Origin of the sequence: Marmoricola sp. OAE513, assembly GCF_040546585.1 — a bacterium.
Taxonomy (GTDB): Bacteria; Actinomycetota; Actinomycetes; order Propionibacteriales; family Nocardioidaceae; genus Marmoricola.
Genome location: NZ_JBEPOC010000001.1, coordinates 2,141,944 through 2,153,807 on the forward strand (window position 1 = coordinate 2,141,944; position 11,864 = coordinate 2,153,807).

Sequence of the window (11,864 nt, forward strand, 5' to 3'; positions counted from 1 at the left end):
ATTCCGGAAGATACGATTCCTGAATTCTGGACCGCGAGGAAATATTGTGGGGGAGACCGCGACCCGTACGTTGGCCCTGCTCTCGCTGCTCCAGAGCCGGCCCGACTGGTCGGGGGCCGACCTCGCCGAGCGTCTCGGCGTCTCGGACCGGACGATCCGCAACGACGTCGCCCGGTTGCGCGAGCTCGGCTACCCGGTGGACGCGGTCCGAGGCCCGGGTGGCCGTTACCGCCTCGGCGTCGGAGCCAAGCTCCCGCCCCTGCTGCTCGACGACGAGGAGGCGGTGGCGGTCGCCGTCGGGCTCCGCGCGGCCACCGGCGTCTCCGGTGTCGAGGAGACCAGCGCACGGGCGCTCGCCAAGCTCGAGCAGGTCCTGCCCGACCGGCTGCGTCGCAAGCTCACCGCGGTGGTGAAGGCGACCACCGCAGGTCCGGTCAACACCGACAGCAACGTGGAGGATCCGGAGGTCGACGCCTCGGTGCTCGAAGCCGTCTCGCTCGCGATCCGTGACCACGACGGCCTCCGCTGCGACTACCGCGACGAGCCGCGCGAGCTCGAGCCGTACCACCTGGTCGCCTGGCAACGTCGCTGGTACCTGGTCGCGCGCGACCCGAGGAGCGACACCTGGGCGCCGTACCGGGTGGACTGGCTCCGGGTGAAGACGCCGGGGGGCCGCCGGTTCGTCCCGGTCGAGTTCCCGGGCGACCTCACCGACTTCGTCGTCCGCGAGGTCGCCCGCACCGGCTGGGCAGTGCACGCCCGGATCCGCATCGACGCGGAGCCCGACGAGGTGCTCGGCCGGATCAACCCGGCGGTCGGCACCGTCGAGGCGCACCCCGACGGTGGCAGCGTGCTGGTCACCGGAGGGGACAGCTACGAGGTCGTCGCGGTGTGGATCTCCATGCTGGGCATGGACTTCCACGTCGACGACCCCGCCCTGGCCGAGCACGTGCGTGCTCTGGCGGAGCGCTACTCCGCTGCGGTCAGCGGTCGAACGCGTCCAGGACCTGCTTCTCGGTGAGGCCGTAGTCCTTGAGGTCGTAGGAGTGCTTCGGCGCTGCCTTGCCCTCCTTGGCCTCGCGGTCGATCTCCTCGACGGCAGCCTGCGTCTCCGGAGTCCAGTCCAGGCCGAACTTCTCGTACACGCTGCGCGCGGTGCCGACCTGGTCCTTGACGAGGTCGCCGAAGGAGATGTCGATGAACTGGTCCTGGTCGTACTTGCCCCGGGCGTCGTGGAACGTGTGGAACGCGCGCGACCAGAGGTCCAGCTGGGTGTGGCCGATGACGCCACCGACGTAGGTGTCGGACTGTCCGACGGTCGTCTCGGCCGACAGCGAGCACGACGAGGCGATGCAGGTGACCGGCTCGCGGTGCGTGTAGACGATGAGTGCGTCGGGGTACACCGTCATCAGGGCGTCCAGGCCGCTCATGTGCGAGGGGTTCTTGAGAACCCAGCGCTTGTCGGTGTCGTTCATGCCGACCAGCTGCAGATTCTGCTTGTGCCGGGCGTAGGCGTCGGTCCAGTCCTGGTTCTTGAGCCACTCGGTGTAGCGCGGAAGGTTCGCCAGCGACTCGTACGAGTTCGACTTCCCGGTCTGGCGCAGCAGCCGCCAGCACTCCTCGACGGTGGTCGCATCCATGTAGTGGATGCCCATGAACTCGGGCTGCTCGATGTGGTGCGCGGTGAACGCCTGCTGCATCGCGTTGAAGATCGGGTCCGACTCCCAGGTCTCGCGCGGCGGCCGGGGCTGCGGGTACTGGGTCAACCACATCTCCAGGCCCTGCGAGGCGGGGTCGGCGTGCAGCAGCCGGTGCAGGATCGTGGTGCCGGTGCGGGGCAGGCCCATCAGGAAGATGGGGCGTTCGATCTTCACGTCCGCGTGCTCAGGGTGCGCGGCGAACTGAGCCTGTGTCAGCAGGACGCCGACCAGCGCGCTCTTCACCTCGGAGCGGTGGAAGTAGTTGCCGCGCGGGGTCAGGCCGGCCTCGGGGGAGGCGAGGTCCTCGGTGAGGACCCGCAGACCTTCCTCGTGGAGCCCGTCGCCGAAGTCGGTCATGCCCGTGGTCCGTACGGCGGCCGCGACGATGTCCTCGTAGCTGCCGACGTCCGGGCGTTCCCGGGTCATCACGTTGTCGCTCATTGCTCTGCTTTCGTGGTGCGGCGTCCCGTCGGGCTCGACGACCGGTCGTCGAGCCTGACGGGACGTGGTGACGGTTCTCTGCTCAGTCGTGGAATTCGCCGCAGTCGACGGTCAGCATTTGACCGGTGACGGCGGAGGCCAGGTCGCTGGCCAGGAAGAGCGTGGCGCGGGCGACCTCTTCGGAGGAAGCCAGACGCTGCAGGTCGGTCGGGGCGGCCTTCTCGGCGTACACCTGCTCGTGGGTCTTGTTCTCGACAGCGCCGAGGAAGTCGAAGTAACCGCGGTTCACGTCCTCGTAGATGTACGACGGCGCGACGCTGTTCACCCGGATGCCGCGCGGGCCGAGCTCGGTGGCCAGCGAGGACGCGAGGTGCTCCAGGGCGCCCTTGCTCAGCTTGTAGCCGGCGTACTCGGGCTGCGAGGAGAACGAGACGCAGGAGTTGAGCATGATGATCGAGCCCTTGGACTCCGAGAGTGCGTCGGCGAAGAGAGCCGAGAGGCGCAGCGGTGCGAAGACGTTGGTCTCGTTGACCTTCGCCAGCGCCACCGGGTCGATCTGCGTGATCGGGTCCATCGGCGGGATGGTGAACGCGTTGTTGATGACGCAGTCGACGCGGCCGAAGGCCTCGAGGGTCTTGTCGCGCAGGTTGGCCCGCGACTCCTCGCTGCGCACGTCGGTGACGACCTTCGCGACCTTGACCCCGTAGCCCTCGCACAGCTCGGCGATCTCGTCGAGACGCGACTCGGTTCGGCTCGCGATGACCAGGTCGGCGCCCATCTTGGCGGCCTCCTCGGCCAGGGACTTGCCCAGGCCGGGACCGATGCCCGAGATCACGATGACCTTGCCCTTCAGCAACGGGGCCGGGGTGTAGCGGTCCTCGATCGAGGTGTCGTGTGCTTCTGCGTAGCCAAGCTCGTTGCTCAAGAGATCATCCTTCGTGCGATGCCGACCTGGCGGGCGGCGATTCGGGTGGAGTACTGCTCGGGGGTGACTCGGTTCGAGTCGTAGTACGGGAGGTGCTTCTCGATCTCGTCGAAGGCGACCAGCTCGACGGTCGGGCCGTCGTCGGCGGTCAGCTCGCGCTCGATGCGCTGCCAGCGCAGCATCATCACGCCCTTCGGGTGGTCGGTGGTGTCCAGCCAGTTGGCGATGCCGGGGTTCTTCGTCGACACGACGTAGCGGAACTTGCCGTCGGGGTCCGCCTGGGACTGCGCCTTGGTGAGCGACGACTGGTAGTGCTCGTAGTCGGTGGAGACGTACCACTTCGAGCCGATCTGGATCGCGTAGTAGTCGCAGTGCGGTACCGGCACCGTGATCACCAGGGCCTGGTCGTCGCTGAGCTCGTAGTGCCCCAGGGAGGAGAACTGCGACGCGAGCCCGCCGGGAGTCGACTTGGGCGCCGTCAGGGTGTTGACCGGCTCCTTGTAGGTGAACCACTCGGGGAACGCGAACCAGGTCTTGATCTTGCCCAGCAGCATCTTCGCCGCGACGCCGTACCGCTTGGAGACGTTGTCCATCGAGAACGGCTCGCGCGGGACGCCGGCGGTGTCGAGCCGCTGCAGCCGCAGGGTGCCGCGTGTCTCGGTGTTCCAGTCGTTGAACACCTCGCGGATGATCAGCGTCGCGCCCTTCTTCAGGCCGAGCTCCGGACCGAACTTCCAGGAGAACGAACCGTCCTCCGCGATGTCCAGTTCGCGGTCGTCGAACGCCGCCACGCTGGTGGGCGCGCCCTCGGGCGAGTAGTTGCCGTCCATGATCTGGAAGGACAGGTCCGCCGCGGTGCCGCGCACGCCGGAGAGCTCGTAGGAGGCTCCCTCGGTCAGGTAGGCGTTGAAGTAGATCGCGTCGGGGTTGTCCAGACCCTGCCGGGCGTACTGGTGCGTGGGGTTGACCAGCACCGGGTGCACGAGGTCGTAGTCGAAGGCCATCTGCAGCGAGGACCGGATGCTGCCGGCGAGGTAGTCGTACCCCTCGGCGCGCTCCTGCTCGGAGATCTCGAACGGCGGGTTCGCGATCAGCTGCTCGGCCTCGGCGACGGCATCGGAGAAGACCTTCGTAACGTCAGCCATTCCGGTCACCACGTCTCGACAAGCTCGACGACCGGGTGCGGCTCGACGACCGGACGCGTCACAGCGACACCTTGCTGATGATGTCCTCGGCGTACCGGTTGATGTTGTCTATCTTGGTCTGCAGCGGCTCGGTGTCCGGTCCCATGATGTAGGGCACCCGGAAGCCGACGATCGCGTCGGTGACGCCCTTGTCCTCCAGGCGCTTGATGCCGTCCACGGTGTAGGCGTCGTAGGAGATCACGTGGATCTCGAACTCGTCGGGACCGCGGGTGTCACCTTCCTCCTTGCGGATCTCGGCCAGACGGGTCAGCAACCTGTCGAGCTCCTCGCCGTCGCCACCGGCGTGCATCCAGCCGTCGCCCTTGACGACGGCCCGGCGCAGGGCGGCGTCAGCGTGCCCGCCGACCAGCACCGGGATGGGCTCGGTCGGGGCCGGGCACTGCTTGAGCGACTGGATGTCGTAGAACTCGCCGTGGTACTCGAAGAACTCGCCGCTGGTCAGGCCGCGCAGGATGTCGATGCACTCGTCGAGGCGCTTGCCGCGCCGCGCCCACGGGACGCCCAGGGCCTCGAAGTCCTCGGGCCACGGCGAGATGCCGACGCCGAGTCCGAGCCGGTTGTTCGACAGGAAGGCGAGGCTGCTCGCCTGCTTGGCCGTGAGGACCGGCGGCCGGATCGGCATCTTCAGGACGAACGGCGTCAGCCGCAGCTTCTCGGTCACCGCGAAGATGTGCGCGCAGAGGATCATCGTCTCGATGAACTCCTTGCCCTCGAGGAACTCCCGGTCACCGGTGTCGGTGTAGGGGTACTTCGAGTCGGACTCCTGCGGGTAGATCAGGGAGTCGGCAATCGTCATCGAGGTGTAGCCGGCTGCTTCGCAGGCCTGAGCCATCGGCGCCCAGTACTCGGTCTTCGTCATGCCTTCGGCAAAGGAGAATCGCATCCCGCAAGACTAGAACGTGTTCCAGTTTCATGGCTAGAGTGATCAAGCAGTCAAGGAGGGCTTTTTTCTGAAGGCGCCTCTCGATCGACATCCAGGAGCGCAGCATGGAATTGCAGGACATCCTCGACCGCACCGAGATCCGTGACGCGATCACGAACTACACGTTCGGCATCGACCTCGCCGAGTGGGACCGCCTCGACAAGGTGTTCACGCCGGATGCCGCGATCAACTACGTCGAGTCCGGTGGCATCGAGGCGACGTTCGCCGAGGTGAAGCCCTGGCTGATCGAGAACCTCGCCGTGGCGCCCAGCCGCGTGCACATGATCGGACAGATCGACTACGAGCACCTCGACGGCGGAGAGGTCCAGGCCAACGCGTACTTCCACAACCCGATGACGTTCGACTTCGGCCCGGACTCCAAGTTCCCCGTCGAGGTGACCGGCATCTACCGGCACACCTTCACCCGCACCGAGGCCGGCTGGCGCTCGCGCAAGCTGCACGAGACCGTGCTCTGGCGCCGCGGTTTCGAAGCGCTCGGTATGTGACCCGGTCGTTCGAGCGCGCCGATGGACAAGAAGCCGAAGGGTCTCGACGACCCCGGGACCGTGAAGTTCATGAAGGTCATGGCCGCCGCGAACGTCTGGCTGTTCAAGCGCACGGGCGGGCGCCTGGGTTCGCACTGGCGGATCGGCGCGGGATTCCGGAACCCCGTCCCCATCTGCCTGGTCGAGCACACCGGGCGCAAGACCGGCCTGCCGCGGACCACCCCGCTGGTCTACCTCCGCGACGGCGACCGGGTGGTCGTGGTCGCGTCGCAGGCGGGTCGGCCGGAGAACCCGATGTGGTTCCTCAACGTCACCGCCGATCCCGAGGTCGTCGTGCAGACGGGACGCGACCGGGTACCGATGAGGGCGCACGTGGCCGACGCCGACGAGCGTGCCGTGCTCTGGCCGAAGCTGGTCGACCTCTACCCGGACTACGACAGCTACCAGTCGTGGACCGAGCGGGTCATCCCGGTGGTCGTGCTCGAACCTCGGTAGCGGGTGTGGGGCATGTCTCGTTGTCCACAGCGGGGCGCGCGGGCTCTGGTGCCGGGACCCTATTCTGGAGGGCGTGAGTGACCACCAGACCGAGGAGGACCGCCAGCAGGAGGTCCTCGCCGCCGTCCTGAAGTTCCTGGGCATCGCCCTGGCGATCGGCCTCTTCATCGGTCTGACCACCATGTTCGTGGTGAAGTCGCTCGACCTGAACTCCACCGACGACGACCCGTTCTCCGGCCCGGGCAGCACCGGCACGATCGCGCCGCTGCCGACCACGGCGCTCACCGACCCGGCCGCCACCGACGAGCCCACCGACCTCCCCACCGACGAACCGTCGGACCTGCCGACGCTTCCCCCCGAGGACGGCGATCTGGTCCTGCACATCTCGCCCGCGACGGTCGGCGAGATGGAGCGGGTGAACCTCACCGGTGAGTACGCCGGGCAGGACAACGTCTCACTGCTCGTCCAGCGTTTCGAGGACGGTGAGTGGGTCGACTTCGGCGTCCAGCTCCAGGTGAACCTCGGTTCCTTCGCCACCTACGTGCAGACCAGCCGCGAGGGTGAGAACAAGTTCCGGGTCTACGACCCGGCGAACGACACCACGTCGAACGAGGTGTCGGTCACCGTCGACTGATCGGGCTCAGCTGGGGATCCAGTCGAACGTGCTCGGGTTCGGTCCGCGGCGACCGCCCTCGCCCTTGTCCAGGGCCGTGATCGCGGCGACGTCGTCGGCGCCGAGCTCGAAGTCGAAGATCGCTGCGTTCTCGCGCATCCGCTCCGGCGAGAGCGTCTTGGGGAAGACGATGTCGCCGCGCTGGACGTGCCAGCGCAGGGTCACCTGCGAGGGCGTCCGGCCGAGCTTGTCCGCGATCGCGGTGATGGTCGGGTCGTCCAGCACGGCTCCCTGGGCGATCGGGGACCACGCCTCGGTGAGGATGCCGGCGGCCTCGCCGGCGGCGCGCACGGTCTCGTTGCCGAAGTAGGGGTGCACCTCGATCTGGTTCACGGCCGGCACGACGGAGGTCTCGGCGGCCAGGCGGGCGAGGTGGTCGACCTGGAAGTTCGACACCCCGATCGAGCGCGCGCGGCCGTCGGCGGCGAACTCGATGAGCGTGTTCCAGGTGGAGACGAAGTCGCCGTCGTACTGCGTCGGCAGCGGCCAGTGGATCAGGAACAGGTCGACCTGGTCGAGACCGAGCTTCTCCAGGGACGTCTCGAACGCCGCTCGGGCGTCGTCGGGCCGGTGGAAGCCGTTGTTGAGCTTGGTGGTGATGTAGACGTCGTCGCGGGCGAGACCCGATTCCCGGATCGCCTTCCCGACTCCCTCCTCGTTGCCGTACATCTGCGCGGTGTCGATGTGCCGGTAGCCGGCCTCGAACGCGTCGAGGGTGACCTTCGCGGTGTCGGCCGGAGGCACCTGGAAAACACCGAAGCCGAGCTGCGGGATGGTGTGGCCGTCGTTCAGGGTCAGGTTCGGTACGGAAGTCATGTCAGGCATGACAACACGCGGCTAGCGGGTATTCCCGGCAACCACCGCGGCCGCCGGCGAAGCGACGGGCACAAGGGGCCGCGTCAGGCGCTGTCCGGCGACCACGCCGCCGAGCACCAGTGCCATCCCGAGCGCCTGGGTCGGGCCGAACGCCTCGGAGGCGAAGGCGATGCCGAGCAGGGTCCCGACGACCGGGTTGACGAGGCCGATCAGCGAGGCCGCGCCGGCCGGCATCCGGGAGAGTCCGCGGAACCAGCAGAAGTAGGCGAGCCCGGTCCCGGCGATCGCGATCCAGGAGAACCCGAGGACGGCTCGGCCGTCGATCGCCGGAGGAGCGCCCTCGACGACCAGGCCGATCGGCAGCAGCGCGAGGCCGCCCACGACGAGCTGCCAGGAGACCAGGGTGAGCATCCCGACTCCCTCCGGTGACTTCGTCGTGACGGGAGCAGGCCAGCGCTTGATCAGCACGAACCCGAGGCCGGAGACCAGCACCGAGCCGAACGCCGCCGCCAGGCCGAGGCCGTCGACGTGGCCGGGACTGCGCAGCACGAGGAGCGCGACGCCGACCAGGCCGACGAGGGCGGCGCCGACCCGGACTCCGGCAGGCCGTTCGCCGATCAGCGGCCAGGCCAGCGCCATGACAGCGAGCGGCGAGGTGGCTTGGAGCGTAGCCGCCAGGCCGCCGGGCAGGTGGTACGCGGACAGGAAGATCAGCGGGAAGAAGAGGCCGATGTTGCACAGCCCGAGGACGACCGCCCGCAGTCGCCAGCCCCGCGGCGGCAGCTGCCGCACGAACGCGAGCAGCACCAGGCCGACGGGGAGTGCGCGGACGGTGGCGGCGAACAGCGGCCGGTCCGGCGGCAGGAAGTTCTCGGTGACGATGTACGTCGATCCCCACGCCAGCGGTGCGACCGCGGTGAGCAGGACGGTGCCGAGGGAGTAACCTGCTGAGGATTTAGTTTCCATGGAAAACATAATAGTTTCCATGGAAGATAAGATCAAGGCATGAGTCGCGAGAACCTCGAGGACGGCGTGGACCGGATCATGGGGCAGTGGGCCGTCGAGCGCCCAGATCTCGACCCCTCGCCGATGGGCGTGGTCGGTCGGATCCACCGCGCAGCCGAGCTGCTCGACATCGGCTTGCGACCGCCGTTCGCCGAGGAGGGTCTGAGCCACGGCGACTTCGACGTCCTCGCCTCGCTGCGCCGGGCGGGCGCGCCGTACCGGCTCTCCGCGACGGGCCTGACCGCGACGATGGTCGTCACCTCGGGCGCGGTGACCAAGCGGGTGGACCGCCTGGTGGCCGCGGGCCTGGTGACCCGCACGATCGCGGAGCACGACGGACGTGGCCGGCTGATCGAGCTCACGCGCCGCGGGCTCGAGGTCACCGACCGTCTGGTCGCCAAGCACTGGGCCAACGAGGACCGGCTGCTGGGGGGGCTGTCGCGCGCCGAGCGGGACCAGCTCGCGGGGCTGCTGCGCAAGCTGCTGGTCGGCCTGGAGAGCGCCGCCGGGTCGCGCTGAAGATTCTTCGGGAACGTGGAACAAATCCCGCGGGGACCTGCGTTGTGACCCCTGACAAGAGTTGAGTTGAATCCACTCAACTTATTTGCCAAACTGGAGGACGCGGCGCACGATGGGCGGCGCAATCCCAGACTTTGGAAACCAGCGCCCGGAGAACCCGGGCTCACCACGGAGGTAACCCAACATGGCACGTGCGGTCGGCATCGACCTCGGTACGACGAACTCCGTCGTCTCGGTCCTCGAAGGTGGAGAACCCACCGTCATCGCGAATGCTGAAGGTGCGCGTACGACTCCGTCCGTCGTCGCCTTCGCCAAGTCCGGCGAGGTCCTCGTCGGCGAGGTCGCCAAGCGTCAGGCGGTCACGAACGTGGACCGCACCATCCGGTCGGTCAAGCGCCACATGGGCACCGACTGGAAGGTGAAGATCGACGACAAGGACTTCACCCCCCAGCAGATCAGCGCCTTCGTGCTCCAGAAGCTCAAGCGCGACGCCGAGGCGTACCTCGGCGAGACGGTGACCGACGCGGTCATCACCGTGCCGGCGTACTTCTCCGACGCGCAGCGCCAGGCGACCAAGGAGGCCGGTGAGATCGCGGGTCTCAACGTCAGCCGCATCGTCAACGAGCCGACCGCGGCCGCGCTCGCCTACGGTCTCGACAAGGGCGACTCCGACCAGACCATCCTCGTCTTCGACCTCGGCGGCGGCACGTTCGACGTGTCCCTGCTCGAGATCGGCGAGGGTGTCGTCGAGGTCAAGGCCACCAGTGGCGACAACCACCTCGGTGGTGACGACTGGGACCAGGCGATCGTCGAGTGGATGACCAAGAAGTTCAAGGACAACAACGGCGTCGACCTCGCCGCGGACAAGATCGCCCTGCAGCGTCTGCAGGAGGCCGCGGAGAAGGCGAAGATCGAGCTGTCCAGCTCGGCCGAGACCCAGATCCACCTGCCCTACATCACCCACGGCGAGTCCGGCCCGCTGCACTTCGAGGAGAAGCTGACCCGCGCCGAGTTCCAGAAGCTCACGGCCGACCTCCTCGAGCGGACCAAGAAGCCGTTCCAGCAGGTCCTCAAGGACGGCGGCGTCGCCGTCTCCGCGATCGACCACGTCGTGCTCGTCGGTGGCTCCACCCGGATGCCGGCCGTCACGGACGTCGTCAAGGAGCTGCTCGGTGGCAAGGAGCCCAACAAGGGCGTGAACCCGGACGAGGTCGTGGCCGTCGGCGCCGCGCTCCAGGCCGGTGTCCTCAAGGGCGAGGTCAAGGACGTCCTGCTCCTCGACGTCACCCCGCTGTCTCTGGGCATCGAGACCAAGGGCGGCGTGATGACCACGCTGATCGAGCGGAACACCACGATCCCGACCAAGCGTTCGGAGATCTTCACGACCGCGGACGACAACCAGCCGTCGGTCGAGATCAAGGTGGCCCAGGGCGAGCGGCAGATGTGGGCGCAGAACCAGGCGCTCGGCAACTTCGAGCTCACCGGCCTGCCGCCGGCTCCGCGGGGCATCCCGAAGATCGAGGTCACCTTCGACATCGACGCCAACGGCATCGTGCACGTGGCTGCGAAGGACCAGGGCACCGGCAAGGAGCAGTCGATGACCATCTCCGGCGGCAGCGCGCTGTCGAAGGACGACATCGAGCGCATGGTCCGCGACGCCGAGCAGTACGCCGAGGAGGACGCCAAGCGTCGCGAGGCCGTCGAGGTCCGCAACCAGGCCGACAGCCTCGTCTACTCGACCGAGAAGTTCGTGTCCGAGAACGACGACAAGCTGCCCGAGGACGTAAAGACCGAGGTCACCGCCGACGTGGACGCGCTGAAGGCGCTTCTCGCTGACGAGAACCCGGATGATGCAGTGGCCGACTCGATCAAGGCCGCGATCACCAAGCTCGGTGAGTCCAGCCAGAAGATGGGCGCGGCGCTGTACGCGGCCAACGAGGGCGAGGGTGAGGGCGCTCCGGCCGAGGGCGCCGAGTCCGCAGATGGTGACGACGACGTCGTCGACGCCGAGATCGTCGACGAGGACGAGCAGAAGTGACCGAGACGCCGTCGACCCCTGAGCCGGAGGAGACTCCGGCTCAGGGGGCCGACGACCTAGAGGTCACCGTGCCCGACGACATCTCCGGCATCGACAACTTCATCGAGGAGGGCAACCCCCTCGAGCCGTCGGACCTGCTCGAAGACGGCGGGGTGGCGGATGCGGCCCCGGCTGACCCGCTCACTGCGGCACAGCAGGAGGCGGCCGAGCGCACCGCCGACCTGCAGCGGCTGCAGGCGGAGTTCCTCAACTACAAGCGCCGGGTCGACCGCGACCGCGACCTGGTCCGGGAGAACGCCGTGTTCGCGGTGCTCACCCCGATGCTGGACGTGCTCGACAACATCGATCGGGCCCGCGAGGCGGGCGAGGTCGAGGGCGGGTTCAAGGGCGTTGCGGAGCAGCTCGAGCGGATCGTGGCCGGCCTCGGGCTGGTCCGGTTCGGCGAGCCGGGCGACGCGTTCGACCCTGCGCTGCACGAGGCGCTGTCCCACGTCGGGACGAGTGCCGAGGTGTCGGTGCAGACCTGTCAGCTGATCGCCAAGGCCGGCTACAAGATCGGCGACCGGGTCGTGCGTGCTGCGCAGGTCCTGGTGGTCGACCCGGAGGCGTAGCCCCCACC

At 68.0% G+C, this 11,864-nt stretch carries 13 protein-coding genes; 7 read left to right on the forward strand and 6 right to left on the reverse strand.

The annotated features are described in order from the left end of the window. The first annotated feature begins 46 nt into the window (after window positions 1-46). A complete protein-coding gene (locus ABIE44_RS10735) occupies window positions 47-1,021 on the forward strand; it encodes a helix-turn-helix transcriptional regulator (RefSeq protein WP_209718297.1) in 975 nt (324 codons plus the stop codon). Here ABIE44_RS10735 and ABIE44_RS10740 read toward each other — a convergent pair. The 4 genes from ABIE44_RS10740 to ABIE44_RS10755 all read right to left on the reverse strand — a co-directional run bounded on the left by ABIE44_RS10740 (window position 984) and on the right by ABIE44_RS10755 (window position 5,154). Beyond that, complete coding sequence (locus ABIE44_RS10740) at window positions 984-2,141, reverse strand: sulfotransferase family protein (protein ID WP_354437996.1); 1,158 nt, start codon at window positions 2,139-2,141, stop codon at window positions 984-986. The two genes, ABIE44_RS10735 and ABIE44_RS10740, sit on opposite strands and share 38 nt — an antisense overlap. Window positions 2,142-2,223: 82 nt before the next feature. Beyond that, complete coding sequence (locus tag ABIE44_RS10745) at window positions 2,224-3,066, reverse strand: SDR family oxidoreductase (protein ID WP_209718295.1); 843 nt, start codon at window positions 3,064-3,066, stop codon at window positions 2,224-2,226. After that, window positions 3,063-4,211, reverse strand: coding sequence for a hypothetical protein (locus ABIE44_RS10750; protein WP_209718292.1), 1,149 nt, complete (start codon window positions 4,209-4,211; stop codon window positions 3,063-3,065). Before ABIE44_RS10750 ends, ABIE44_RS10745 begins: the two co-directional genes overlap by 4 nt. Before the next feature lie 58 nt (window positions 4,212-4,269). Then, complete coding sequence (locus ABIE44_RS10755; protein ID WP_209718289.1) at window positions 4,270-5,154, reverse strand: TIGR03619 family F420-dependent LLM class oxidoreductase; 885 nt, start codon at window positions 5,152-5,154, stop codon at window positions 4,270-4,272. A gap of 104 nt (window positions 5,155-5,258) precedes the next feature. Here ABIE44_RS10755 and ABIE44_RS10760 point away from each other — a divergent pair, with 104 nt between their 5' ends. The 3 genes from ABIE44_RS10760 to ABIE44_RS10770 all read left to right on the forward strand — a co-directional run bounded on the left by ABIE44_RS10760 (window position 5,259) and on the right by ABIE44_RS10770 (window position 6,828). After that, entirely contained in the window at window positions 5,259-5,699 is a 441-nt protein-coding gene (locus ABIE44_RS10760; RefSeq protein ID WP_209718286.1) for a nuclear transport factor 2 family protein, read from the forward strand. A gap of 21 nt (window positions 5,700-5,720) precedes the next feature. Next, entirely contained in the window at window positions 5,721-6,194 is a 474-nt protein-coding gene (locus ABIE44_RS10765; RefSeq protein WP_209718283.1) for a nitroreductase family deazaflavin-dependent oxidoreductase, read from the forward strand. Window positions 6,195-6,267: 73 nt separating this feature from the next. Then, the gene (locus tag ABIE44_RS10770) at window positions 6,268-6,828 is read left to right on the forward strand and encodes a hypothetical protein (protein ID WP_209718280.1); all 561 of its coding nucleotides are present in this window, start codon (window positions 6,268-6,270) and stop codon (window positions 6,826-6,828) included. Window positions 6,829-6,834: 6 nt separating this feature from the next. Here ABIE44_RS10770 and ABIE44_RS10775 read toward each other — a convergent pair whose 3' ends face one another. Continuing rightward, entirely contained in the window at window positions 6,835-7,683 is an 849-nt protein-coding gene (locus tag ABIE44_RS10775) for an aldo/keto reductase (protein ID WP_209718277.1), read from the reverse strand. Between the two features lie 21 nt (window positions 7,684-7,704). Further along, complete coding sequence (locus ABIE44_RS10780) at window positions 7,705-8,649, reverse strand: EamA family transporter (RefSeq protein WP_209718274.1); 945 nt, start codon at window positions 8,647-8,649, stop codon at window positions 7,705-7,707. 39 nt (window positions 8,650-8,688) lie between these two features. Between ABIE44_RS10780 and ABIE44_RS10785 the strand changes: the two genes are divergently transcribed. From ABIE44_RS10785 to grpE, 3 genes are all read left to right on the forward strand, one after another. Next, window positions 8,689-9,207, forward strand: a complete 519-nt coding sequence (locus ABIE44_RS10785; protein WP_209718271.1) for a MarR family winged helix-turn-helix transcriptional regulator — start codon at window positions 8,689-8,691, stop codon at window positions 9,205-9,207. 184 nt (window positions 9,208-9,391) lie between these two features. Further along, window positions 9,392-11,245, forward strand: coding sequence for a molecular chaperone DnaK (gene dnaK, locus ABIE44_RS10790; protein ID WP_209718269.1), 1,854 nt, complete (start codon window positions 9,392-9,394; stop codon window positions 11,243-11,245). Further along, entirely contained in the window at window positions 11,242-11,856 is a 615-nt protein-coding gene (grpE, locus tag ABIE44_RS10795; RefSeq protein WP_209718266.1) for a nucleotide exchange factor GrpE, read from the forward strand. Before dnaK ends, grpE begins: the two co-directional genes overlap by 4 nt. Window positions 11,857-11,864: the final 8 nt, after the last annotated feature.